Origin of the sequence: Lelliottia sp. (assembly GCF_045627565.1) — a bacterium.
Taxonomy (GTDB): domain Bacteria; phylum Pseudomonadota; class Gammaproteobacteria; order Enterobacterales; family Enterobacteriaceae; genus Enterobacter.
This window is the reverse complement of the sequence record NZ_JAZQNX010000026.1, coordinates 23,330-48,699: the sequence shown is the minus strand read 5'-3', so window position 1 is coordinate 48,699 and position 25,370 is coordinate 23,330. Positions and strand designations below refer to the sequence as shown.

The following is a 25,370-nucleotide window of genomic DNA, read 5'->3' as shown; positions in this document are numbered from 1 at the left end:
ATGCTTTTAAATTGAGCGAATGGTCAAAAAACTATCAGACCATAACCTCTGAAGCAGATGATGGGAAGACAATTCTTAATATTAACCCTGGTAGAATGAGGGATATCACAGAGGACGCCATGAAGCAGGAACCCTCTCTTCGCAAGAGAGGGTTTGTTGGTAAGCACTTACATTACAGCGGCAAACGCCTGTGCCACACGCTGGACGTTGTGGGCGTTTAGACCCGCGACACACATGCGGCCACTGGCGATCAGGTAGACGCCAAACTCTTCACGCAGACGGTCGACCTGTGCCGCGCTCAGACCGGTATAACTGAACATACCGCGCTGTTTGAGCAGATAATCAAAGTTATGCTCCGGCACGGTCTCTTTCAGTACGTTCACCAGTTCCTGACGCATCGCCAGGATTCGCTTACGCATGGCTTCGACTTCCGCAAGCCACAGCGATTTCAACTCGTCGTCACCGAGAACGGTCGCCACCACCTGCGCGCCAAAGGCCGGCGGGCTTGAATAGATACGGCGAACGGTGGCTTTAAGTTGCCCCAGCACACGCCCCGCGGCCTCTCCATCTTCACAGATAACGGACAAGCCGCCGACGCGCTCGCCGTACAGTGAGAAGATTTTTGAGAAGGAGTTGCTGACCAGTGCAGGCAATCCGGCGCTGGCAATGGCGCGAATGGCGTAGGCATCTTCTTCCATGCCTGCGCCAAAGCCCTGATAGGCGATATCGAGGAACGGGATCAGATTGCGTGTTTTCAGCACCTCAATCACCGCATCCCACTGATCGTTGGTCAGGTCAGCGCCGGTCGGGTTATGGCAGCACGGATGCAGCAGGACAATGCTGCGTTCCGGGAGCGTATTGAGCTTTTCCAGAAGCGCATTAACGCGCACGCCGTTGGTTTTATTGTCGAACCACGGATAGGTGTTCACCACAAAACCCGCGCCTTCAAAGATGGCGACGTGGTTTTCCCACGTTGGGTCACTCACCCAGACACCTGAATCCGGGAAGTATTTCTTCAAAAAGTCTGCACCCACCTTCAGCGCACCAGAACCGCCCAGCGTCTGAATAGTCGCCACACGCTTTTCCTGCAACACGACATGATCGGCTCCAAAAAGCAGCGGCGCGATGGTATTGCGATAGGTGTTCAACCCTTCCATCGGCAGGTAAAGCGACGCGCCATGCGGCACTGAATTCATACGCGCTTCGGCTTCGGAGACGGCTTTCAACTGAGGAATAATGCCATCTTCGTTGTAATACAGACCGATGCTCAGGTTCACTTTGTCGCTGCGCGGATCTTCTTTAAAACGCTCCATTAAGGAGAGGATGGGGTCGCCGGCGTAGGCGTCAACTTTCTGGAACACGCGATGATTCTCCGGATATCTAAGAGGCAGGGATTTCAACAATAAACCGGAAGTGAAAGAAGGTCGAGAGGATGTTAATGAAGTTGGGGTGCGGCCTGTTTGCCTGCACCCCAAATGCCTCATCAAAAGACAAAGAAGGCGTTAGTCGATGTATTTCATTGCCACGCGTGAGGTCAAACGCGTAATAAGTTCGTAAGCACTCACTTTCGTAATTTCAGCGATGCGCTCAACGGGGAGACCTTCGCCCCACAATACGACTGCATCGCCCGCTTTATCCTGAGCGTCTGGCCCAAGATCGACGCAAATCATGTCCATCGCGACACGGCCGACAATCTTCACTTCACGGCCATTCACCAGCACGGGCGTTCCCGAAGGTGCCGCGCGTGGATAACCGTCGCCATAACCCATCGCCACAACGCCCAGGCGCGTATCGCTCTCGCTCACCCAGGTGCCGCCATAGCCAACAGGTTCACCCGCTTTGTGCTCGCGCACAGCGATCAGGTTCGACACCAAAGACATTACCGGCTGCAGACCAAAATCAGGGCCCCAGGGTTTGTTTTCCAGCGGTGAAACGCCGTAAAGAATGATGCCAGGCCGCGCCCAGTCAAAGTGCGATTGCGGCCACAGCAAAATGCCGCCAGAGGCCGCAATGGAACGCATGCCTGGCTTGCCTTCGCAAAAGGTGTTGAAAATATCGAGCTGCTGCTCCGTTGCGCCGCATTCCGGTTCGTCGGCGCGGGCAAAATGGCTGACGATATTCACCGGCTGGTGCACGTTTTTGCACTGGCTTAACCGCTGATAAAACGCCTCGGCCTGTTCCGGACGTACGCCCAGGCGATGCATGCCTGTATCGAGCTTCATCCACACGGTCACCGGTTCGCTCAGTTCAGCCGTTTCCAACGCCAGCAGCTGTTCTTCATTATGAATCGCGGTGTGCAGATGCTGATCGGCGATCGTCGTCAGGTCAGTGGCTTCAAAGAAACCTTCTAACAACAGAATGGGTTGCGTAATACCGCCCGCGCGTAAGCGTAGGGCTTCTTCGAGACGGGCGACGCCAAAGGCATCGGCATCAGGGAGCGTTCGCGCGGTCTCAAGAAGACCGTGTCCGTAAGCGTTCGCTTTCACGACTGCAACGAGTTTACTGGCGGGCGCCAGTTCACGCAGACGTTGCAGGTTGTGTCGCAGAGCGCGGCGGTTAATGACTACAGTTGCCGCTTGCATTTGAATTCCTTGCCGTAAAGAAAAGTATTCCTCTAAATCATTTGCGTCACAGCAAGGCGGCAAGACCGTAAATCCCCGGGAGCTTAGATAACTAAGCGACCGGGGTGAACGGGTAAAGCCAACGCCGCTGTGGCGCGAAGGATGACGAGGAATTATTCGTCGTCGTATTGAGGTCCCGCATAATTATCGAAGCGCGACCATTGTCCGTTAAAGGTCAGGCGCACCGTACCGATCGGGCCGTTACGCTGCTTACCAATAATGATTTCTGCGATGCCTTTCATGTCGCTGTTTTCGTGATATACCTCGTCACGATAGATGAACATAATCAAATCGGCATCCTGCTCGATGGAGCCAGATTCACGCAAGTCTGAGTTAACCGGGCGCTTGTCAGCACGTTGCTCCAGGGAGCGGTTAAGCTGAGAAAGTGCAACGACGGGTACCTGTAATTCTTTCGCTAACGCCTTGAGCGAGCGCGAGATTTCGGCGATTTCCAGCGTACGGTTATCCGACAGCGACGGAACGCGCATCAGCTGCAGGTAGTCGATCATGATGAGACCAATGCCGCCGTGCTCACGGGCAATACGACGCGCGCGCGAGCGCACTTCGGACGGCGTCAGGCCGGAAGAGTCATCGATATAAATATTACGTTTTTCCAGCAGGATGCCCATGGTGCCAGAGATGCGCGCCCAGTCCTCATCATCGAGCTGTCCGGTACGGATGCGGGTCTGATCGACGCGTGACAGCGACGCAAGGGTACGCATCATGATCTGATCTGAAGGCATCTCCAGACTAAAGATAAGCACCGGTTTATCCTGCAACATCGCCGCATTTTCGACAATGTTCATCGCAAATGTCGTTTTACCCATCGACGGACGTGCCGCGACAATAATCAGATCCGACGGCTGTAAACCGGCGGTTTTTTTATTCAGGTCGTCATAACCGGTGTTCACACCCGTGACGCCGTCGTGCGGCTGCTGGAACAGCGCTTCGATGCGCGCAACCGTCGAATCAAGCACGTCGGCGATATTGCGCGGGCCTTCATCTTTATTTGCCCGGCTTTCGGCAATTTTAAATACGCGTGATTCCGCGAGATCCAGCAGATCTTCACTGGTCCGGCCCTGTGGATCAAAACCGGCTTCGGCGATTTCGTTTGCTACGGCGATCATTTCACGCACAACCGCACGTTCACGAACGATGTCAGCGTATGCGCTGATGTTCGCCGCGCTTGGCGTGTTTTTTGATAACTCTGCGAGGTAGGCGAAGCCACCGACGCTATCCAGTTGCCCCTGACGCTCAAGCGATTCCGCGAGCGTGATCAGGTCAATCGGGCTGCCCGACTCCTGCAGACGCGCCATTTCGGTGAAAATATGGCGGTGCGGACGGGTATAGAAATCGTCAGACACAACGCGCTCGGCGACATCGTCCCAGCGTTCGTTGTCCAGCATTAAACCGCCCAACACCGACTGTTCCGCTTCAATCGAGTGCGGCGGGACCTTTAGCCCGGCAACCTGGAGGTCGCGGTCACGGGGTTCAGTCTGTTTGTTGAAGGGTTTATTTCCTGCCATAGTGAATGGAGTTACCGAGATAAAGAATGGGTCGAAAGATTACCACATTTTCTGGAGGAATCATGGCAACGCGCATTGAATTTCACAAGCATGGTGGCCCCGAAGTACTCAAAGCGGTGGAGTTCACTCCAGCCGCGCCTGGTGAGAACGAAGTCCAGGTAGAAAATAAAGCGATTGGCATCAACTACATCGACACCTATATTCGCGGCGGGCTGTATCCGCCACCGACCATGCCGAGCGGTTTGGGAACCGAAGCGGCGGGCGTGGTGGTCAAAGTCGGAAGCGCCGTTAAGCATATTAAAGAAGGCGACCGCGTGGTGTATGCGCAGTCGCCTCTGGGTGCTTACAGCTCTGTTCATAACGTCCCTGCCGATAAAGCCGCAGTACTGCCCAATGCCATCTCGTTTGAGCAAGCCGCAGCGTCATTTCTCAAAGGGCTAACTGTCTTCTATCTGCTGCGTAAAACCTACGAAATTAAACCGGATGAGCCGTTCCTGTTCCATGCTGCCGCAGGCGGCGTAGGGTTAATCGCCTGTCAGTGGGCGAAGGCGCTGGGCGCAAAACTGATCGGCACCGTCGGCAGTGCGCAAAAGGCGCAGCGTGCAAAACAGGCTGGTGCATGGCAGGTGATTAACTACCGCGAAGAGAGCATTGCGGAACGGGTGAAAGAGATCACCGGCGGTAAAAAGCTGCGCGTGGTGTATGACTCTGTGGGAAAAGACACCTGGGAAGCCTCGCTGGATTGCCTGCAACGCCGCGGGCTGATGGTGAGCTTTGGTAATTCCTCTGGCGCGGTGACGGGCGTTAACCTGGGCATTTTGAACCAGAAAGGCTCGCTGTATGTGACTCGCCCTTCCCTTCAGGGATATATCACTACGCGTGATGAATTGACCGAAGCCAGCAACGAATTGTTCTCGTTGATCGCCAGCGGCGTCATTAAAGTGGATGTGTCTGATGCGCAGAAATATCCGCTGAGCGAGGCGCAGCGCGCGCATGAGGTGCTGGAAAGTCGTGCGACAGAGGGATCGAGTTTGCTGATTCCCTAATATGCTCATTTGCCCTCAATAATTCATGTTGCAAAAAGGCGGCAATTGAATGAATCCCCGGGAGCTTACGCAAGTAAATGACTGGGGTGAATGAAAGCAGCCAACGCATCTGCGGCTTGAATTATGACGGGGATATAAGAAATTGGGCTTCCCGTGGGAAGCCCTTTCTTTTTTTAGTTCGGCTGTATGTAGGGTACAGCGCGATGAATTCTTTATCGGCAACAATAGTGACAGATTTGATAAGTAAATCCTATTCTGTTCTAAGCCGTGCTGCCGGAAAAGTTACAGGTATGTGACGAACGCCTCAATACCTTAGTAACGAAAGCGGTTATTGCGCTGATAATTTGGGACTTTTGGCGTTTTCACTGCCCTTATGACCCACACAACCGCAATCGCCAGCAGTAACCACGGCAACAGTTTGATCATCAGCGCAAACAACCCACCGACGAACATCAGCGCCGTGGCGACAACCAGCGCGGCGATAATCCCGAGCAATGAAATACCCGTCACCATCAGCATGACAAAAAATCCAATCACAAAAAGCAGTTCCAGCATGACGCTCTCCCGAATATCCCACAACGATGCCAAAGCTATTACAAGAAACGTGCCAAAATTAACTTACTGATTTAGAAACAAAAACACCCCGCAGCGATGTGCAGGGCGTGGTGAATTTGACGATCTTTTAGTGAAAATTATCGTTTGTCGGCGACCAGGCGCAGAGCGTGTTCCAGCACTTCAATATCTGCGCCCGCTTTATGCGCATTTTCACTCAGGTAACGACGCCACTGACGCGCACCCGGAATTCCCTGGAAAAGCCCAAGCATATGGCGGGTGACGTGCCCCAGATAGGTGCCATTGCTCAGCTCACGTTCAATGTACGGATACATCGCACGGACCACGGCAACCGGATCGCTGTCCGCACTCTCAATACCGAAGATTTCGCGGTCAACGGTCGCCAGAATGCCCGGATTTTGGTACGCCTCACGCCCGACCATCACGCCATCCATATGCTGCAGGTGCGTTTTAGCCTCTTCGAGAGATTTAATGCCACCGTTGATCGACATCGTCAGATGCGGAAAATCACGCTTGAGTTGATACACGCGCGGGTAATCCAGCGGCGGGATCTCGCGGTTTTCTTTCGGGCTAAGACCCGACAGCCAGGCTTTGCGTGCGTGAATGATAAACGTCTCGCACTCGCCTTTCCCTGCAACGGTATCAATGAAATCACACAGGAATTCGTAGCTGTCCTGATCGTCGATTCCGATACGCGTTTTGACGGTAACCGGAATCGACACCACGTCGCGCATCGCTTTAATGCCGTCAGCCACCAGCTGTGCGTTGCCCATCAGACAGGCGCCAAACATACCGTTCTGCACGCGATCGGACGGACAACCCACATTGAGGTTAATTTCGTCGTAGCCACGCGCTTCTGCAAGCTTTGCACATTCTGCCAGCGCGGCCGGATCGCTGCCGCCCAGCTGCAGCGCTACAGGATGCTCTTCTTCGCTGTAGGCCAGATAGTCGCCCTTACCGTGAATAATCGCTCCGGTGGTCACCATTTCGGTGTACAACAGCGTGTGACGAGACAGCTGACGCAGGAAGTAGCGGCAATGTCTGTCCGTCCAGTCGAGCATCGGCGCGATGGAAAAACGGTGTGCAGGGAAAGTGGACTTTAATTCTGACGACATGGCGAAGTTTTAGGCATCTGCTGGAAAAGGGGCGCTACTATAGCACAAAGAAAACCGGAGGCGCATGGCCTCCGGTTCGCCTTAGAACGTCACGCTTAACTGCGCGCCCGCGCCCCAGGTTTCGTCTTCGCCATACAGACCCATCAGATCCACATGGACGGTGTTGAACGGTGCAAAGCCGACACCGCCGGTGAACACGTTGCTATCGTTCCCCTTCACATCCGCACGATAACCGGCACGCACTGCCAGCCAGCTCAGCGGGGTGACTTCCGCACCTACGCCGACATACTGTGAGTTTTCTTCACTTTTGAAGCCTTTGGTTTCGGTGAGGTCGCCATCAGCCGTTAAGGTCAGCAGATCGGTGTGCCACGCCACGCCTGCGGTCACCAACGGACGAATCTGGTAAGTATCTTTGTAGTTCACCACATCGCCCGTACGACCATTACGGATACGAATGTCTTTGGTATCAATATCACGAGACATCAGGTTCTGCCCGCTCAAGCCTACCGTCCAGTTTTCACCAAAATCAGCGGTCACGCCGGCATCAACGTTAAAACCAGTATCATCCGTACGGTAACGGCTGCTGTTCCAGTCGTTACTGTCATAGTCGTAAATGGAGGTGGTGTAGTTGTAGAGCCAGGTTTTCTGCAGTTTTGGTGTGATACCCACGGACACCGGGATATCCGCAATATCAAACTGGCGGGCAACCGCAACACCGTAGTCAGAGACAATGGCTGCTCGGCCAGATGCCGTGGAGTTGAGGTTTTCGGTAATTTGATCGGTGCCGTTTAACGCGGCGTCCAGCGCAACCCCACCCGCGACAATTTTGCTGTTCTGGATGCTGCGCAAATAATCAATATCTTGCTGATCGATAGAAGAGCTTACGCGAGCGTGCGCGTTGCCTTTCGCCACGAAGGCTACCGAGAGCACGTTATTAGGAATACTGACCGCAATACCCGCGCCCGCATTTGCACGCGCCGTTTTGCCTTTCAGACTACTAAGTTCATCAGCGAGATCTTTTGCCGCACCCTGGAACTGATTAACAGAACCTAATGGGTTAGCGATAATCTGCGCTGCCGTGAGGCTGTCCACAACATCGCTGTAGTGGTCAACTTTGTCACTGATGTCGTCGATTTGATCCTGAAGATTATCTTTATCCGTAATTCTGGCGCCAACGGACGGCAAAATGACAGTAATGTCATCATCAGGTTTAGCTTTAGCCAACAGCGCCGGGTTGATTAACACCCCGCTGCCATAATTGCCCGCCGCCACGCCCGTGCCACCCATTGCATCACTACGCGCTTCCGTCCAGGTATTAGCGGCAGACGCCTGATTTGCCATCAGCAGAGATACAGCAATGCTAACCACCGAAAATTTAAAAGTTTTTTTCACAGTATGCCCGTCTTATAGTGTTATTAAACAACCCCCCGCTATTTACGCCCATACGGGAGCGAACTATTGCTGTGAATAGGAACCAAAAGACCTGCTATTTCCTTAAGTTAAATCACCCAACTGGCCTATTGTATTTGTGACGGCCCTCAATATTTATAGAAGAGGATATTATTTTCGCCCAGGTTTTCCGTCATGGGGACCAAAAAACTGCGGAGGATGGTCGACCCAACGGTCTTCTCGAGTGGCGGCATACATCGGATTAAGCGGGTAGTAGATACGGTTGTGTTTTTTGTTCGCTTCCCCTACCACCAGCAGTCGTACATCCTCGTCGGTGTTGTTGATAAAGGTATGGCACACGCCCGTTCCGGCAGGAAAACCGACGCTGTCCCCTGGCTCCAGCTTCCACAGATAACCGTTGATCCACACTTGCGGATGACCTTCAATAACGTGGATAAACTCTTCCTCGTCACTTTCTGCATGCGGATAGGAAGTGCGACGACCCGGCGGTAAGCGCTCATGATGGATTCCAATACGCCTTAGCCCCATTTTGCGAGCCAGCGGCGCGCCAATTGCAAACCGTTCTTCACTGTCCGGATACGTCGAATCGTCAGCACCTTCGACGTCGCGCCAGTGTTGAATGCAGTCAGGTCTTCTCATTGTTTAACTCCCCATATTGCGTTGCGTCAGGTATAGCACACCGCGTGGGATCTCGGCGTTTTTAACAGAACATGATAAAGTGGGGGTTTTCCGGCCTACTACTTTTCGAGGTGCAAATGGATAAGACCACAACGCAGGAGCTGCTCGTGCAAGCTGAAAAGCTCTGCGCGCAACGCAATGTGCGCCTGACCCCGCAGCGCCTTGAAGTTTTGCGTCTGATGAGCCTGCAACAAAACGCGATCAGCGCTTACGATTTGCTTGATCTGCTGCGTGTTAACGAGCCGCAGGCTAAACCGCCGACGGTTTACCGTGCGCTCGATTTCCTGTTGGAACAAGGCTTTGTGCATAAAGTGGAATCGACAAACAGCTACGTGCTTTGCCACTTTTTCGATCAACCGACGCACACATCTGCGATGTTTATCTGCGACCGATGCGGAGCCGTGAAGGAAAAAGCGGCGGAAGGGGTAGAAGACATTATGCATTCGCTGGCGGCCAAAATGGGCTTTGCGCTACGTCATAATGTGATTGAAGCACATGGCTTGTGTTCAGCCTGTGTGGAGGTGGAAGCGTGCAGCCATCAGGACGCGTGTCAGCACGATCATTCAATTCATGTAAAAAAGAAGCCGCGCTAAAATGCAAATCGGGCGGCCTTTAAGCCGCCCTCAGGGATAGTACGTCCTTGTACTTTCGGGTAGAACTTTTCGCTACGGAATTGCCTACCAGCGATAATCGTGACGTTTTTCCCAATCACCGACCTCTTTCTCGGCCTGATCTTTCTGGTAACCGTAACGTTCCTGAATTTTACCGACCAGTTGGTCACGCTTACCTTCGATAATAGTCATATCATCGTCAGTCAGCTTACCCCACTGCTCTTTCGCTTTACCTTTAAACTGTTTCCAGTTACCGCCGATTTCGTCTTTATTCATAATCATGTCCTCATCGTTCGGTTATCACGTAAATTTGTATCGTCCGTTACGTTCATTTCCTGCTGGACGTGATAATAATTGTAGATAAGGATTCGGCAGTCGTTTCGATATTCAGAATCTTTAACCATTTTGCCAAAAGAAGCCGCTACGAGAACCAGCTATTTTTGCGCCAGTGACGCCGCCAGATAACCCACAGCGACAGGCCTCGCAGAGCAAGAAAGACAGCTAATGCCAGCCACAAACCATGGTTCCCCAAATAGGGAACGGTGAGCAAGGTCAAACCGAAACCCGCCGCGGCGACCGCCATGCTGTTGCGCATTTCCGCGCCCCGGGTCGCACCAATGAACATGCCATCCAGCAAATAACACCAGACACCCACCACCGGTAAAACCACTTGCCAGAAAATGTAATGACGAGCCAGTTCACGCAGTTCAGGTAATGACGTCAGAAGGGCGACAATATGCCCACCAAAGAGAGCGTAAATCAGCGCAAACACCAGCGCGACCAACCCGGACTGACGACAGGCAGCACGCCAGACTTCCTGTAATTTTCCGGCCTGCCGCGCACCGTATGCCTGCCCCGAGTGGGCCTCAATGGCATAGGCAAAACCATCCAGCGCATAAGCGGTAAACGTTAGTAGCGTCATCAGCACCGCATTGACCGCAACGATTTCAGGCCCAAGACGCGCACCCATTACGGTCATCGCACCGAAGCATAGCTGGAGCAACAGAGAGCGCAACATGATGTCGCGGTTCAGCGCCAGCAGCTTGCGCATATTGCCCCGCCAGGCATTTTTCAGCATCGCGAGCGAGACACCACGCATCACCAGCACGCGTTTGACCATCCATAAGCCGATAAAGAACGTGGCATATTCCGCGACAACGGTTGCCAGTGCGGCACCCTGCACATTCATATGCAAACCTATCACCAGCCACAGATCGAGAACGATATTCAGGACATTCCCCACCACCAGCAAAATGACCGGGGCACGGACATATTGCACACCGAGTAGCCAGCCAAGCAGAACGAGGTTAGCGAGTGATGCAGGGGCACTGAGCCAGCGAATCTCCAGAAAACGGCGCGCCTGTTCCAGCACGGCTTCGCTGCCACCGACGATATGCAGCGCCAGATCGATTAGAGGTGTACGCAATACGACAATCAGAAGCCCGGCACCTAACGCCAGGATCAGCGGCTGAATCAGCGCCCGCCCAAGGCGAACGGGATCTTTCGCGCCAAAGGCCTGGGCGGTCAGTCCGGTCGTGCTCATGCGCAAAAACAGGAGCAGCATAAAGAGGAAGCTGGTCGCCATCGCACCAATCGCGATGCCACCTAAATAGACTGGAGAATCAAGATGTCCAATGACGGCCGTATCCACCAGTCCAAGCAAAGGAACGGTGATATTGGAAAAAATCATTGGCAGCGCAAGACGCCATAATGCCTTGTCTGAAGTTGTCAGCAGAGACATAGGAAATTACCGGAAGCAAGATAAGACAGTCAGGCTGCGAGGATGACGCAGCCTGTCAGAGAGAAATTACAGCCATTCACCGTTGCGGATAACACCAACCGCCAACCCTTCGATAGAGAAGGTTTGCTCGCGCAGATCCACCACAATAGGAGAAAACTCACTGTTTTCAGGCAGAAGTTGCACGGTGTTACCCTGTTTTTTCAGGCGCTTAACCGTGACTTCGTCGTCAATACGCGCAACCACAACCTGTCCGTTGCGCACATCCTGAGTTTTATGTACTGCCAACAGATCGCCGTCCAGAATACCAATATCCTTCATGGACATACCGCTAACACGCAGTAAGAAATCTGCGCTCGGCTTAAACATACCCGGATCAACCTGATAATGGCCTTCAATGTGCTGCTGTGCCAGCAACGGCTCACCCGCCGCAACGCGACCGATAAGAGGGATGCCCGTTTCTTCTTCCACCAGTAAGCGGATACCGCGTGACGCGCCTGAAACAATCTCAAGAACGCCTTTACGTGCCAGCGCTTTAAGATGCTCTTCAGCGGCGTTTGGTGAACGGAAGCCCAGGCGCTGTGCGATTTCCGCACGCGTGGGTGGCATTCCCGTCTGGCTGATGTGATCCCTGATGAGATCAAACACCTCTTGCTGTCTGGCCGTTAACGCTTTCATTCCGCCCCCTGGGTGTATATACAGTTATGCTGTGAGTATATACAGTCAAAGGCGAATTTGGAATCAAAAACTGCACAAAAAACCAGAGACTTATTCGATTCCTGAAAGCTTATCGAAAATGTGACCAAAGGAGGGTGACCCAGGTAATGGCAGCGATGATAATCGCCAGCAGTACGGCGGCAGAGCCCATGTCTTTCGCACGACCAGAAAGCTCGTGGAAATCAGAGCCAATACGATCAACAACGGCTTCGATAGCGCTGTTGAGAATTTCCACTATCATCACCAACAGTACTGAGCTAATGAGAAGTACGCGGGTAATAGCATCAACATCAAGGAAGCACGCGATAATCACGGCAATAATTGCGGCAACGCCTTCTTGCCGGAAGGCGGCTTCATTTATCCATGCCGCGCGGAAACCTTTCCATGAATATCCGGCAGCTTTGATGATTCGGGTAAACCCAGTGGTATTATTGGCCATTAAAAGAACCTTTTATTAAATTTAGCGTCAGTAACAAGGGCTGCGGCGGGTTTCGCAGCAGCCTGAAGTATGACGGGTAACAACAGAAATCTTGCGCGCTTTCTGTTATCCTTGCGCCGCAATTGCATTATTAACCAGAGGCTTTACATCGTTTATGTCCGGCTGGCCACGAATTTACTACAAATTACTTAATTTACCATTAAGCGTACTGGTAAAAAGTAAGTCTATCCCGGCGGAACCCGCGCTGGAATTAGGGCTCGATACCTCGCGCCCTATTATGTACGTTTTGCCTTATAACTCGAAGGCAGACTTACTCACGCTGCGCGCCCAATGTCTGGCGCACGATTTACCAGATCCTTTGGAACCTCTGGAAATCGACGGCACCCTTCTCCCTCGCTATGTGTTTATCCACGGCGGGCCGCGCGTGTTTACCTATTACACGCCGAAGGAAGAGTCCATCAAACTGTTCCACGACTATCTTGATCTGCACCGCAGTAACCCCGACCTGGATGTCCAGATGGTGCCGGTGTCGGTGATGTTTGGTCGTCGTCCAGGGCGTCAAAAAGGCGAAGAGAATCCGCCATTGCGCATGCTTAACGGCGTCCAAAAATTCTTTGCGGTGTCATGGTTGGGTCGCGATAGTTTTGTTCGTTTCTCGCCGTCTGTGTCGTTACGCCACATGGCTGATGAGCACGGCACCGATAAAATTATTGCCCAAAAACTGGCACGCGTTGCGCGTATGCATTTCGCCCGTCAGCGTTTAGCCGCTGTGGGGCCACGTTTACCCGCGCGTCAGGATCTATTCAACAAACTGCTGGCATCCAAAGCGATTGCTCGCGCGGTTGAAGACGAAGCGCGAAGCAAGAAAATCTCCCATGAGAAAGCGCAGCAAAACGCTATCGCACTGATGGAAGAGATTGCCGCGAACTTCTCTTACGAGATGATCCGTCTGTCTGACCGTATCCTGAGCTTCACCTGGAACCGTCTGTACCAGGGGATTAACGTTCACAACGCCGAACGTGTGCGCCAGTTGGCCCACGACGGCCATGAGATTGTCTACGTGCCCTGCCACCGCAGCCACATGGATTATCTGCTGCTCTCCTACGTGCTCTATCACCAGGGGTTGGTTCCGCCGCATATCGCCGCCGGGATCAACCTGAATTTCTGGCCAGCAGGTCCGATTTTCCGCCGACTGGGCGCGTTCTTTATTCGTCGTACCTTCAAGGGCAACAAGCTCTATTCAACGGTTTTCCGCGAATATCTGGGCGAACTGTTCAGCCGCGGCTACTCCGTAGAGTACTTTGTTGAGGGTGGTCGTTCCCGTACCGGTCGTCTGCTCGATCCGAAAACCGGGACGCTGTCGATGACCATTCAGGCCATGCTGCGCGGCGGTACACGTCCTATTACGCTGGTGCCGATTTATATCGGTTACGAGCACGTGATGGAAGTGGGCACTTACGCTAAAGAGCTGCGTGGCGCGACGAAAGAGAAAGAGAGCTTACCGCAGATGCTGCGCGGTCTGAGCAAGCTGCGTAATCTCGGTCAGGGCTACGTAAACTTTGGCGAACCGATGCCGCTGATGACGTATCTGAATCATCACGTGCCGGAATGGCGAGAGTCTATCGATCCGATCGAAGCCATTCGCCCGGCGTGGTTGACGCCTACGGTAAACAATATTGCTGCCGATTTGATGGTGCGCATTAATAACGCGGGTGCGGCTAACGCCATGAACCTGTGTTGTACCGCGCTGCTGGCCTCTCGTCAGCGCTCACTGACGCGCGAACAGCTAACCGAACAGCTCGATTGTTATCTCGACATGATGCGCCATGTTCCGTACTCAACGGACTCAACCGTACCGTCTGTGACTGCGGGTCAACTGATCGACCATGCGCTGCAAATGAACAAGTTCGAGGTCGAGAAGGACACGATTGGTGACATCATCATTCTGCCGCGCGAGCAGGCGGTGTTGATGACGTACTATCGCAACAATATCGCGCATATGCTGATGCTGCCGTCGTTGATGGCTGCCATCATTACTCAGCACCGTCGTATTTCCCGTCAGGAAATACTGCGTCATGTTGAAGTGCTTTACCCGATGTTAAAAGCGGAGTTATTCCTGCGCTGGAGCAAAGACGAGCTGGCGGCAGAGCTGGATAAATTGACCGAAGAGTTGCTCCGTCAGGGGTTGATCGCGGTGAAAGGCGATGAGCTGCATATCAATCCGTCACGTTCTCGCACGCTTCAACTGCTGGCTGCTGGCGCACGCGAGACGCTGCAACGCTACGCCATCACCTTCTGGCTGCTGAGCGCTAATCCGTCCATTAACCGTGGAACGCTGGAAAAAGAGAGCCGCACGTTGGCTCAGCGTTTGTCTGTGCTGCACGGCATCAACGCACCAGAATTCTTCGATAAAGCGGTGTTTAGCTCACTGGTGCTGACGCTACGTGACGAAGGCTATATCAGCGATACCGGAGATGCCGAGCCTGGCGAAACCATGAAGGTTTATCAGATGCTGGCGGAACTGATTACGTCTGATGTGCGTTTGACGATTGAGAGTGCAACGCAGGACGAGTAGCGGGCTTCTGCGATCCGCTTTAGTGCGGAAACTAAAACGGCAACCTGATGGTTGCCGTTTTGCTTTTGCCTTGTGCGGTCTGATGCCCTCACCCGAGGCCTCTCCTGCGGGGAGAAGGGGGAACATCGAAAACGACAATGGGGTTGCCGTTTTGCGTTGACCTAAGACCAGTAACTCATCGCCAGACCTAAAAACAGCACCAGTCCAACGTAGTTATTATTCAGGAAGGCTTTAAAGCAGGCTTCACGATCGCGCCTGGCGATCAGCTTTTGCTGATACGCAAACAACAATCCCGCCACCAGCACCGACCAGTAAAACTCCCAGTTCAGCCCGTTCAGACGGCCAATGACCACCATCAGCGCCAGTACGGCGACCTGCAATATCCCAATGATCAGCTTGTCGTGACGACCGAATAGAATCGCCGTCGATTTGATGCCGATTTTCAGGTCATCATCACGGTCGACCATAGCGTATTGAGTGTCGTAGGCCACCGCCCACAAAATGTTGGCGAGAAACATCAGCCAGCAGCTCAGCGGCACAGACTCACTGACGGCAGCAAACGCCATGGGAATTGACCAGCCGAACGCTGCGCCTAGCACCACCTGCGGCAAATGCGTATAACGCTTCATGAACGGATACACCCACGCCAGCGCCAGCGCCGCCACCGAGAGCAAAATCGTCATGGTATTAAGCGTGAGCACCAGCAGGAAAGAGAGTACGACCAGCACAACAAACAGCGTGCGCGCCTCTTTTTCCGATACCTGGCCGCTGGGCAGTGGGCGATTGGCGGTGCGTTTAACGTGTCCGTCAAACTTACGATCGGCATAATCATTCACCACGCAGCCCGCCGCGCGCATTAGCCAAACGCCCGCCACGAACACCGCCAGGATCCACAGCGGGGGCAAACCGGGAGTCGCGACCCAAAGTGCCCACAGCGTTGGCCACAGCAGCAGCAAAGCACCGATCGGTTTATCCGTTCGCATCAGGCGGTGAAAGGCCAGCAGCTTGTCCTGCGTCAGACTCCACTCCATTTTCATATCCTCTTAGTACAACGGCGATGCGGGCAAAAACAGCTCCGTCAGCATTAACGGTTTGCCGCTTAAGCGCAGGCGGGAACGGCGTCCCCACAGATCGGCATCGCGCCCTATTTCAATAAAATCACGGGTGAGCTCGGACGACGTAAAAAGATAGCGTCCCAGCGGGGTTTTACCCAATGTTTGCAGAGCCAGTTCCGGACCAGAAAGCGTGGATTCCGGAACGACGGTGCGCCCAGCAAGCCATGGCTCGCCATCCGCGCATAGCAGGATTTCACGCAGCCAGTAGCGTTCTTCTTTTGGCAACAACGAGAGCTCGCTGGAGACCTCATCAGCGGACACAAATCCTTCCTGAATCAGCGTCACGGTGACGTTTTTCCCCTGCTGCTCAAAACGTTTCGTCATGGAATCTTCCAGCAGCAACCAGTCGAGTTGCTCAGGGCTCAGCGCGGGTATTTGGTCAAAATAGCGCAGCGCACGCAGTTGCGTTAGCGCAGGGTGTGACATGCCAGACTCTCCGATACATAACGTATGGCTATTGTATCGCAGAAATGCAGGTTGGGGGCGTTCAAACGTGGATTAGCGAACATTATCGCAACAGTGGCGCAACAGCATAAACAGCGCCAAAAAAAGTGCGCCCACTCAGGCGCACTAAACTACTGACAAAATCAGCACTGTGGGGAAACGGTCACCCCTTGCCTTTTACACTGCTGATAAAGGTGGAACGGGCAGTGGTTGAACCTAAACGCTCAGCTTCATCAAGCAGCTTCAGCGCTTTGTCGACATCGCCGCGCTTCACGGCCTGCTTGATGGCGTTGTTGAAGTAGGTTTCGGTATCGTTCAGCACAGGCTCGGCGCTCTTCGCCGGGGCAGGTGCTGGTGCGGCAACCGGCGCGGCTGCGGCTGGCGCGGCGTAAACCGGTGCAGCCGTGTTACCCACGGTGACTGGGCCGGTGCCGGAGGAGCCAAACAGCGGGCCAACCAGCACGCTGGAGGCATTGTTCGTGGAGACTTTCAGCTTAAGCAGGCCGTCAGTGACATGGCGCGCTAACGGGTCCGGGATATCCGGCACCGCGTTGCCTGCCCCTTTGGCATAGGCTTTTGCCGGGTCCACGAGCTTCGTGGTCTGCTGCAAATCTTTCTCTGTCGTGAAGACCAGCACATAAATTTTCTGCTGGCCCAGCGCAGGCGTCAGACGCATTTTCCCTTCCAGACGGTCAGCGCTCATGACGCCAGGCTCCTGGTAGCTGAAATAATCACTCGGGAAGAAGGCTGATGGCGTCAGGTTCTGATCCAGAATCAACACGTTTGGCGCAAATACGCTGGCTTGCTTGTTCACTTCACTGGTCAGCGTCAGCGTCAGTTCGCCGATGTTCGCCGGAACGCTAAACGCCGCCACAGGGCCGGTGATGCCCGGCACATTCAACTGTTGGCCACCCGCAGAGAGCTGTGTTGATTGGGTTTTGGATTGATCGACCGGAGTCCAGGTCAGTTGCTGGAGTGCCGCCGCCGGAATGGCTGGTGCCGCACTGGTATTTTGTGGAACGAAGTTCACATCTGCAAAGGTGACAGCCGGAACACAGGCCAACAGCCCCGCAGAGAGGCACAGCGCGACGAGACTTTTCTTCATTTTCATTGTTATTACCTCTGATAGCGTGAGCACTGCGGTGGCCAGGCAATAGCGCGCAGCACCCTAAGGAGAGAGGGGCTTGCGCCCCTCTTTTAGATCATTACGTCAGGTCTGACGACTTACCACCAGATTTCCATCTGGGCACCGAAGGTCCACTCGTCGCTGTCGCCACGGCTGAAGGTTTTCGCGGAAGTGTCGCTGTACGCGATACCAGAGTCATATCCGGCACCGGAGTCGTTGTTCGCGTAACCCCATTTCTCATCCCACTTCGCATAGGTTGCGAAGACACGGATAGCCGGACGGGACCAGATGCTGTCGCCTGCCTGCCATTGTTGTGCCAGGGTGATTTTGTACTGGCTGTTGGTGTCGTCTGCTTTCTGGGATTTGACGTTGTCGTAACCCACTTCCAGCAGGGTGCTCATGATTGGCGTCCATTTGTACATAGGACGAACACCGACGGTCCACCATTTGGTGCCGTTGTTGTTATCCAGGTTGATGTCCTGGTACATACCGACGTACATCAGATCCCAGGAGTCGCCCAGCGAGATCGCACCGTGGTCCAGCACGCGCCACATGTCGCCGTTATTGTTGATGTTGCCACCTTCCGGACGGCCTTTACCGTTGGAGGTCATAGAGTCCGTTGCATATTGCAGCACGAACTTGTTGAAGCCCTTCAGCATGCTCTGGGTGTGTTCAGCGGTGAACATCCAGCCATCTTTCGATGCGCCTGGCGCCAGAGAGTAGTCGTCTGGCAGGTTGGTATGACCGTAGTCAACACCGAACTCCAGCGTACCGCCTGGGTTAACTTCCATCTGTGCTAAACGAACGTCGAAGACATCGTTCGGTACCAGGTTGTCATAAATACGGTTGCCCAGCGCGTCACGGTCGGCGAAGGTGCCGGAACCGCCTGCTTCAGAAGAACGGGTCGCTGCGACAGACAGTTTACCGAAGCCCAGATCGATGTTTTCGATACCTGCACCAGGACCAGAGATATCCCAGTAGTAGAAGTCGATCATGTGGACGTCATGACGTTGATAGAAACGCTTACCGGCCCAGATGGTGGAACCTGGCAGTGCGTCAATGAGGTTTTTACCCTGCACGTTCGCTTCACGGAAGGCCGGGCTGGTAGATTCCCAGTCGTTCTGCTGAGAAACGGAATACGCGACGTTAGTATCGAAATAGAAACTCTTATCGCCCTCTTTCCATACTTCCTGGCCCAGTTTTAACTCGGCATAGGTTTCACATTCGTTACCAAGACGGTATTTACTTTGAGCACCCGTCGCCTGGAAACACTGTTGTTCACCACCACTCCCGGTCCAGCCAATGCCAGAACGAGCATAACCTTTAAAGTCGACAGCACCGGCCTGGGCAGACAAGATGCCTGCCGCAATGGCGAGTGCCAGAGGAACTTTGCGCAGAGTAATCATTATTCTATCTCCTGAGATCATTGCTTTTCTTTGAACACTTCACCTGACGGTTTCGTGCCTTTTATTGGGAGTGCTTAAACGCCAGGCTCTTTGTGCAACCGACGACATGCGGTGCCATCCTCACGGAACAGATGGCAACGCTCTGGCGGCAAGCCGATAGCGAATGTGGCACCCTCTTCTACCAACACCACGTCATTCTGGCGGTACACCAGGTTCTGACGGATGGCGGGGATCTGGATATGAATCTGTGTTTCATGACCAAGCTGTTCGACGACCTGAACTTCACCTTCCAGCGTCACATCTGCTATCTGACTCGGCAATAAATGTTCAGGACGGATACCCAGGGACATATTCGCCCCGACCTGTACGTTGGCGCTGTCCACTGGCAGCCAAATCTGCTGACGGTTAGGCAGTTCCACCTGTACCTGTTCGATAGCTGTCGCAGTCACTTTTACCGGCAGGAAATTCATCTTTGGCGAGCCAATAAAGCCCGCAACAAAACGGTCAGCCGGGTAGTGATACAGCTCTAAAGGTTTGCCCACCTGCGCGACACGGCCTGCGTCCAGCACCACAATTTTGTCGGCGAGCGTCATCGCTTCAACCTGATCGTGGGTGACGTAAATCATCGTGCGGCCAAGACGTTTGTGCAGACGGGAGATTTCAATGCGCATCTGAACGCGCAGTGCGGCGTCCAGGTTAGAAAGCGGTTCATCAAGCAAAAACACGCGCGGTTCTGCCACCAGCGTACGACCAATCGCCACGCGCTGACGCTGCCCACCGGACAGGGCTTTCGGTTTGCGCTCCAGCAAATGCGCCAGCTGCAGTACTTCGGCCACCTGATTCACGCGCTGGTTGATAACGTCTTTTTTGGCTCCGGCCAGCTTCAGACCGAAGGACATGTTCTCGGCAACGGAGAGATGGGGATAAAGCGCATAGGACTGGAACACCATGCCCACGCCGCGTTCTGCGGGCGGGATGTCATTCATGCGAGTCTCACCAATAAACAGATCGCCGCTGGTGATGGTTTCAAGTCCGGCAATCATACGCAGCAGAGTTGATTTACCGCAGCCCGATGGACCGACAAACACCACGAACTCACCTTCGTGGATGTCCAGATCGATGTCTTTCGACACCACTACGTCGCCCCAGGCTTTCGTTACATTCCGCAGCTGTACGCTCGCCATGCCCTTCTCCCTTCGTTACAACCTGTCACCGACAGAAACATTCAAGATGGGCTGAATATGGGGCATCCATTACTGTTGTGAATCCTCCACCCCCTCGTTTTTTTGTGGGGGAGGAGGCGGGAGGATGAGACAGACGGTTCTGCCCCCGCATCAGGCGGGCTGTGGCTAATTTCGTGATGTGTGCGACAAAAATCAGCGCGTTTTTATGTGCGCCATGACTCATAACTTAAATCTATGCAACACAGATCACATAAAGAGGGGGTGGGGCGTAGGGCTAAGGAGGATGGAAAGAGGATGTCAAATAAGGAGACTGAGTCACGTTGAACGACCTCAGTGTATCCACGAGCACATCACCCAAAAGGATGGCAGATATGAAGATCAATACTGGCGCACGCGTTTTCGCCTTGTCCGCCCTGGCAGCAATGATGATTTCCGCACCGGCGCTCGCCAAAATTGAAGAAGGTAAACTGGTTATCTGGATTAACGGCGACAAAGGCTACAACGGCCTGGCCGAAGTGGGTAAAAAATTCGAAAAAGACACCGGCATTAAAGTCACCGTTGAACACCCGGACAAACTGGAAGAGAAATTCCCGCAGGTCGCAGCAACGGGCGATGGCCCGGACATTATCTTCTGGGCACATGACCGTTTCGGCGGCTACGCACAATCGGGTCTGCTGGCGGAGGTCTCTCCAGATAAAGCGTTCCAGGACAAACTGTTCCCGTTCACCTGGGACGCAGTGCGTTATAACGGCAAGCTGATCGCTTATCCGGTCGCCGTTGAAGCACTTTCTCTGATTTACAACAAAGACCTCGTACCGAACCCGCCAAAAACCTGGGAAGAGATCCCGGCTCTGGATAAAGACCTTAAGGCGAAGGGTAAGAGCGCGCTGATGTTTAACCTGCAAGAACCGTACTTCACCTGGCCGCTGATTGCTGCTGACGGCGGGTATGCGTTCAAGTTTGAAAACGGCAAATACGACGTGAAAGACGTTGGCGTGGACAGCGCTGGCGCGAAAGCCGGTCTGACCTTCCTGGTCGACCTTATCAAAAACAAACACATGAACGCGGATACTGATTATTCCATCGCAGAAGCGGCGTTCAACAAAGGCGAAACCGCGATGACCATCAACGGTCCGTGGGCCTGGTCTAACATCGATAAGAGCAAAATCAACTACGGCGTCGCGCTGCTGCCAACCTTTAAAGGCAAGCCGTCTAAACCGTTCGTTGGCGTGCTGAGTGCGGGCATCAACGCCGCCAGCCCGAACAAAGAGCTGGCGAAAGAGTTCCTCGAAAACTACCTGCTGACCGATCAGGGTCTGGATGTGGTGAACAAGGACAAACCGCTGGGTGCTGTCGCACTGAAATCCTTCCAGGAGACGCTTGCGAAAGATCCACGCATTGCCGCCACCATGGATAACGCCCAGAAAGGCGAAATCATGCCAAACATCCCGCAAATGGCGGCGTTCTGGTATGCCACACGTACTGCTGTGATCAACGCGGCAAGCGGTCGTCAGACAGTGGATGCTGCGCTGAAAGACGCTCAGGGTCGTATTACGAAGTAATGCTTTTACCCCTTATTTCTCAGGGAATAAGGTTTATTGAATACGTTGTTTACGCGACATCATTCGCGTTGTATCGAGGCGGCAAGGATGCAAATCCCCGGGAGCTTACAACAGTAAGTGACCGGGGTACGCGTCCGCAGCCAACAAAGAGGCAGCGTGAAGGATAAAGTGTAAAGAGGAAGATCCCCATGGATGTCATTAAAAAGAAACACTGGTGGCAAAGCGACACGCTGAAATGGTCAGTGATAGGTCTGCTCGGCTTACTGGTGGGCTACCTTGTTGTTTTAATGTATGTACAGGGGGAGTACCTGTTCGCCATCATGACGCTGATTTTAAGCTCAGTTGGCCTGTATATTTTTGCCAATCGCAAAGCCTACGCCTGGCGGTATGTGTATCCGGGTGTCGCCGGGATGGGGCTGTTTGTCCTGTTCCCCCTGATTTGTACTATCGCCATCGCCTTCACCAACTACAGCAGCACCAACCAGCTCGCTCAGGAGCGCGCCCAGCAGGTGCTGATGGACCGTTCCTACCAGGCCGGAAAAACCTTTGACTTTGGTTTATATCCAGCGGGAGAGGAGTGGAAGCTGGCGCTGTCGGACGAAGAAAGCGGTAAATATTATGTCTCCGATGCTTTCAAATTTGGCGGCGAACAAAAGCTGACGCTTAAAGAAGCGGATGCCCTGCCAGAAGGCGAACGCGCCAATCTGCGTATTATCACTCAGAATCGCCAGGCGCTGACGCAGCTCACCGCCGTGCTGCCTGACGAAAGCAAAGTCATCATGAGCTCGCTGCGCCAGTTCTCAGGCACGCAGCCGCTGTACACGCGGGCGGATGACGGTTCGCTAACCAACAACCAGACCGGCGTGAAATATCGTCCAAATAACGATATCGGGTTCTATCAGTCCGTAAATGCCGATGGCAAATGGGGCGACGATAAACTCAGCCCAGGCTATACCGTCACTATCGGCTGGGACAACTTTACCCGCGTCTTTACCGACGAGGGCATTCAGAAACCGTTCATGGCCATTTTCGTCTGGACGGTGGTGTTCTCAGTCCTGACGGTGATCCTGACCGTGGCGGTCGGCATGGTGCTCGCGTGCGTGGTGCAGTGGGAGTCCCTGAAGGGCAAAGCCATTTACCGCGTGCTGCTGATTCTGCCCTACGCCGTCCCGTCGTTTATCTCGATTTTGATTTTCAAAGGCCTGTTCAACCAGAGCTTCGGTGAAATCAACATGATGCTGGGCGCGCTGTTTGGCATTAAGCCGGCGTGGTTTAGCGACCCAACAACAGCTCGCTCGATGATTATCATCGTCAACACCTGGCTCGGCTATCCGTACATGATGATTCTGTGCATGGGCCTGCTGAAAGCGATTCCGGACGACCTGTACGAAGCCTCCGCGATGGACGGCGCGGGCCCGTTCCAGAACTTCTTTAAGATTACGCTTCCGCTGCTGATCAAGCCGCTGACCCCGCTAATGATTGCCAGTTTTGCCTTTAACTTTAATAACTTCGTACTGATTCAGCTTCTGACCAACGGCAGCCCAGATCGCCTCGGCACCACCACGCCCGCGGGTTATACCGACCTGTTAGTGAGCTACACCTACCGCATCGCCTTTGAAGGCGGCGGCGGGCAGGACTTCGGTCTGGCGGCCGCGATTGCCACCCTGATCTTCCTGTTGGTTGGCGCGCTGGCGATTGTGAATCTGAAAGCGACACGTATGAAATTTGATTAATCGGAATCACCAGGCGTCATTGGCGCAGCCAGTCTGGACGCTGCCAGCGTTCAGAATGGCAAGTGAAATAGCCTGGAGCGGTATTAAGGAGTAAGAATTATTATGGCTATGGTCCAACCCAAATCTCAAAAGCTGCGCCTCTTCGCAACGCACTTAGGTCTGCTGATTTTTATCGCAGCCATTATGTTCCCGCTGCTGATGGTTATCGCCATCTCGCTGCGCGAGGGCAACTTTGCCACCGGCAGCCTGATCCCGGAAAAAATCTCCTGGGAGCACTGGCGACTGGCGTTAGGTTTTAGCGTCGAGCACGCCGATGGCCGCGTGACGCCGCCGCCGTTCCCGGTTCTGCTGTGGCTTTGGAACTCAATCAAAGTGGCCGGTATTACCGCCGTGGGGATTGTGGCGCTCTCAACCACCTGTGCTTACGCGTTTGCCCGCATGCGCTTCCCGGGCAAAGCGACGCTGCTGAAAGGGATGTTGATTTTCCAGATGTTCCCGGCGGTGCTGTCGCTGGTGGCCTTGTACGCATTGTTTGACCGTCTCGGTCAATACGTACCGTTTATCGGTCTGAACACGCACGGCGGCGTGATCTTCGCCTATCTGGGCGGCATCGCGCTGCATGTATGGACGATTAAAGGTTATTTCGAAACCATCGACGGATCGCTGGAAGAAGCGGCTGCGCTGGATGGTGCCACGCCATGGCAGGCCTTCCGCCTTGTGCTGTTACCGCTGTCGGTGCCGATTCTGGCCGTGGTCTTTATTCTGTCGTTTATCGCGGCCATTACTGAAGTGCCGGTCGCGTCCCTGCTGCTGCGTGATGTGAATAGCTACACGCTGGCAGTCGGTATGCAGCAGTATCTCAACCCGCAAAACTACCTGTGGGGCGACTTTGCCGCAGCCGCTGTACTCTCCGCCATCCCGATTACCGTGGTGTTCCTGCTGGCTCAGCGCTGGCTGGTGAACGGCCTGACGGCAGGCGGTGTGAAAGGTTAAGTTTCATCATGTTATGCCACTGCAACCCTCAACTTTGACGTAATGCCCCGTAACTCAAGATGTTCCGGGATGCTGAAAGGCGGTGAGTGAATGTCGTCAACGCCTCAGCAATCTGTAACATGACGAGTAACTTGTGACTGTTGTTTGGCGGCCCTCGGGCCGCCATTTTTTTATTCCCGCTTCAGCCGTTTGGAGTTGCACAGCCACAAAGTGATCACCAACAGCAGGATCGCCGCCGAGTAGATCAGCACGTCGAGCGGTGATTTATGATCGACGATGATCAGCCGCACAATCGCGGTGATCCCGATATAGACAAAATAACGCAGCGGGAAGTGAAAGCCGGATTGAAAGTACTTCACAATCAGGGCGATAAATTCGAAGTAGAGAAAGTAGACCACCAGTCCTTCCACCAGCTCATATTTGCTGGTTTGCTCGGGGGCAAACAGCACATCAGCCAGATGTACCGTTTCTTTGCCCAGAAAGACGACCAGTATCAGGCCAAGGCTTAACAGACCCATATTCAACACGGTCTGGAGAATCGTTGAGATAAACTCAACGCGCGGACGCGTCAGGGATGTCATACAGCACCTCAATCTCAGGGGCGAAGTACCTGTATAACGCAAAATTGTGACGGAGATCTATATTTTTTGTTTATGTTTTATGCGATGCAGAATAATCCCCCTCACCCCGGCCCTCTCTTTAAAAGGGAGAGGGCGAAAACCAGCCCCCTTTGGGGAGAAGGTTAGGGTAAGGGGAAA

General features: G+C 53.8%; 23 protein-coding genes. 6 read left to right on the top strand and 17 right to left on the bottom strand.

Annotated features, from left to right (window positions below; translation table 11 throughout):
• Nucleotides 1-167 precede the first annotated feature (167 nt).
• From tyrB to dnaB, 3 genes are all read right to left on the bottom strand, one after another.
• Entirely contained in the window at nt 168-1,361 is a 1,194-nt protein-coding gene (gene tyrB, locus ACKI5T_RS14245; protein WP_407438252.1) for an aromatic amino acid transaminase, read from the bottom strand.
• Between the two features lie 141 nt (nt 1,362-1,502).
• Nucleotides 1,503-2,582, bottom strand: coding sequence for an alanine racemase (gene alr, locus ACKI5T_RS14240; RefSeq protein ID WP_011915519.1), 1,080 nt, complete (start codon nt 2,580-2,582; stop codon nt 1,503-1,505).
• A 152-nt stretch (nt 2,583-2,734) separates the two neighbouring features.
• The gene (gene dnaB, locus ACKI5T_RS14235) at nt 2,735-4,147 is read right to left on the bottom strand and encodes a replicative DNA helicase (RefSeq protein WP_011915518.1); all 1,413 of its coding nucleotides are present in this window, start codon (nt 4,145-4,147) and stop codon (nt 2,735-2,737) included.
• A 62-nt stretch (nt 4,148-4,209) separates the two neighbouring features.
• Here dnaB and ACKI5T_RS14230 point away from each other — a divergent pair, with 62 nt between their 5' ends.
• A complete protein-coding gene (locus ACKI5T_RS14230; RefSeq protein ID WP_407438250.1) occupies nt 4,210-5,193 on the top strand; it encodes a quinone oxidoreductase in 984 nt (327 codons plus the stop codon).
• Nucleotides 5,194-5,505: 312 nt separating this feature from the next.
• On the opposite strand, the gene pspG is transcribed toward ACKI5T_RS14230, so the two are convergent.
• From pspG to ACKI5T_RS14210, 4 genes are all read right to left on the bottom strand, one after another.
• Nucleotides 5,506-5,748, bottom strand: a complete 243-nt coding sequence (gene pspG, locus ACKI5T_RS14225; protein ID WP_059179845.1) for an envelope stress response protein PspG — start codon at nt 5,746-5,748, stop codon at nt 5,506-5,508.
• Nucleotides 5,749-5,885: 137 nt separating this feature from the next.
• Nucleotides 5,886-6,881 carry a tRNA dihydrouridine(20/20a) synthase DusA gene (gene dusA, locus ACKI5T_RS14220; protein ID WP_407438248.1) on the bottom strand — a complete coding sequence of 332 codons (996 nt, stop codon included), beginning with the start codon at nt 6,879-6,881 and terminating at the stop codon, nt 5,886-5,888.
• An 81-nt stretch (nt 6,882-6,962) separates the two neighbouring features.
• Entirely contained in the window at nt 6,963-8,222 is a 1,260-nt protein-coding gene (gene traF / locus ACKI5T_RS14215) for a conjugal transfer protein TraF (RefSeq protein WP_407438530.1), read from the bottom strand.
• A 219-nt stretch (nt 8,223-8,441) separates the two neighbouring features.
• The gene (locus tag ACKI5T_RS14210) at nt 8,442-8,930 is read right to left on the bottom strand and encodes a cupin domain-containing protein (protein ID WP_407438247.1); all 489 of its coding nucleotides are present in this window, start codon (nt 8,928-8,930) and stop codon (nt 8,442-8,444) included.
• Between the two features lie 116 nt (nt 8,931-9,046).
• Here ACKI5T_RS14210 and zur point away from each other — a divergent pair, with 116 nt between their 5' ends.
• A complete protein-coding gene (gene zur / locus ACKI5T_RS14205) occupies nt 9,047-9,562 on the top strand; it encodes a zinc uptake transcriptional repressor Zur (RefSeq protein WP_407438245.1) in 516 nt (171 codons plus the stop codon).
• An 84-nt stretch (nt 9,563-9,646) separates the two neighbouring features.
• Here zur and ACKI5T_RS14200 read toward each other — a convergent pair whose 3' ends face one another.
• From ACKI5T_RS14200 to ACKI5T_RS14185, 4 genes are all read right to left on the bottom strand, one after another.
• Nucleotides 9,647-9,856 carry a CsbD family protein gene (locus ACKI5T_RS14200; RefSeq protein ID WP_059179840.1) on the bottom strand — a complete coding sequence of 70 codons (210 nt, stop codon included), beginning with the start codon at nt 9,854-9,856 and terminating at the stop codon, nt 9,647-9,649.
• Nucleotides 9,857-10,001: 145 nt separating this feature from the next.
• A complete protein-coding gene (gene dinF / locus ACKI5T_RS14195) occupies nt 10,002-11,321 on the bottom strand; it encodes an MATE family efflux transporter DinF (RefSeq protein WP_407438244.1) in 1,320 nt (439 codons plus the stop codon).
• Nucleotides 11,322-11,387: 66 nt separating this feature from the next.
• Nucleotides 11,388-11,996 carry a transcriptional repressor LexA gene (lexA, locus tag ACKI5T_RS14190; RefSeq protein ID WP_011915509.1) on the bottom strand — a complete coding sequence of 203 codons (609 nt, stop codon included), beginning with the start codon at nt 11,994-11,996 and terminating at the stop codon, nt 11,388-11,390.
• A 109-nt stretch (nt 11,997-12,105) separates the two neighbouring features.
• Nucleotides 12,106-12,474 carry a diacylglycerol kinase gene (locus tag ACKI5T_RS14185; RefSeq protein WP_011915508.1) on the bottom strand — a complete coding sequence of 123 codons (369 nt, stop codon included), beginning with the start codon at nt 12,472-12,474 and terminating at the stop codon, nt 12,106-12,108.
• Nucleotides 12,475-12,628: 154 nt separating this feature from the next.
• On the opposite strand from ACKI5T_RS14185, the gene plsB reads away from it, so the two are divergent.
• Nucleotides 12,629-15,049 carry a glycerol-3-phosphate 1-O-acyltransferase PlsB gene (gene plsB / locus ACKI5T_RS14180; RefSeq protein WP_011915507.1) on the top strand — a complete coding sequence of 807 codons (2,421 nt, stop codon included), beginning with the start codon at nt 12,629-12,631 and terminating at the stop codon, nt 15,047-15,049.
• Between the two features lie 161 nt (nt 15,050-15,210).
• Here the strand turns inward: plsB and ubiA are convergent, their stop codons facing one another.
• The 5 genes from ubiA to malK all read right to left on the bottom strand — a co-directional run bounded on the left by ubiA (nt 15,211) and on the right by malK (nt 20,324).
• On the bottom strand, nt 15,211-16,080 hold the full coding sequence (gene ubiA, locus ACKI5T_RS14175) for a 4-hydroxybenzoate octaprenyltransferase (RefSeq protein ID WP_407438241.1): 870 nt from the start codon (nt 16,078-16,080) through the stop codon (nt 15,211-15,213).
• A 12-nt stretch (nt 16,081-16,092) separates the two neighbouring features.
• Entirely contained in the window at nt 16,093-16,590 is a 498-nt protein-coding gene (ubiC, locus tag ACKI5T_RS14170) for a chorismate lyase (RefSeq protein WP_407438239.1), read from the bottom strand.
• Between the two features lie 181 nt (nt 16,591-16,771).
• A complete protein-coding gene (gene malM, locus ACKI5T_RS14165; protein ID WP_407438237.1) occupies nt 16,772-17,719 on the bottom strand; it encodes a maltose operon protein MalM in 948 nt (315 codons plus the stop codon).
• A 113-nt stretch (nt 17,720-17,832) separates the two neighbouring features.
• Nucleotides 17,833-19,143: a maltoporin gene (locus tag ACKI5T_RS14160; RefSeq protein WP_407438529.1), complete on the bottom strand. Its 1,311-nt coding sequence runs from the start codon at nt 19,141-19,143 to the stop codon at nt 17,833-17,835.
• Nucleotides 19,144-19,214: 71 nt separating this feature from the next.
• Nucleotides 19,215-20,324, bottom strand: coding sequence for a maltose/maltodextrin ABC transporter ATP-binding protein MalK (gene malK, locus ACKI5T_RS14155; protein ID WP_011915502.1), 1,110 nt, complete (start codon nt 20,322-20,324; stop codon nt 19,215-19,217).
• 371 nt (nt 20,325-20,695) lie between these two features.
• Between malK and malE the strand changes: the two genes are divergently transcribed.
• The 3 genes from malE to malG all read left to right on the top strand — a co-directional run bounded on the left by malE (nt 20,696) and on the right by malG (nt 24,612).
• A complete protein-coding gene (gene malE / locus ACKI5T_RS14150; protein WP_011915501.1) occupies nt 20,696-21,886 on the top strand; it encodes a maltose/maltodextrin ABC transporter substrate-binding protein MalE in 1,191 nt (396 codons plus the stop codon).
• Nucleotides 21,887-22,074: 188 nt separating this feature from the next.
• The gene (gene malF / locus ACKI5T_RS14145; RefSeq protein ID WP_407438235.1) at nt 22,075-23,619 is read left to right on the top strand and encodes a maltose ABC transporter permease MalF; all 1,545 of its coding nucleotides are present in this window, start codon (nt 22,075-22,077) and stop codon (nt 23,617-23,619) included.
• A gap of 102 nt (nt 23,620-23,721) precedes the next feature.
• Complete coding sequence (gene malG, locus ACKI5T_RS14140) at nt 23,722-24,612, top strand: maltose ABC transporter permease MalG (protein ID WP_011915499.1); 891 nt, start codon at nt 23,722-23,724, stop codon at nt 24,610-24,612.
• 170 nt (nt 24,613-24,782) lie between these two features.
• Here malG and psiE read toward each other — a convergent pair whose 3' ends face one another.
• Complete coding sequence (psiE, locus tag ACKI5T_RS14135) at nt 24,783-25,193, bottom strand: phosphate-starvation-inducible protein PsiE (protein ID WP_011915498.1); 411 nt, start codon at nt 25,191-25,193, stop codon at nt 24,783-24,785.
• Between the last annotated feature and the right edge of the window lie 177 nt (nt 25,194-25,370).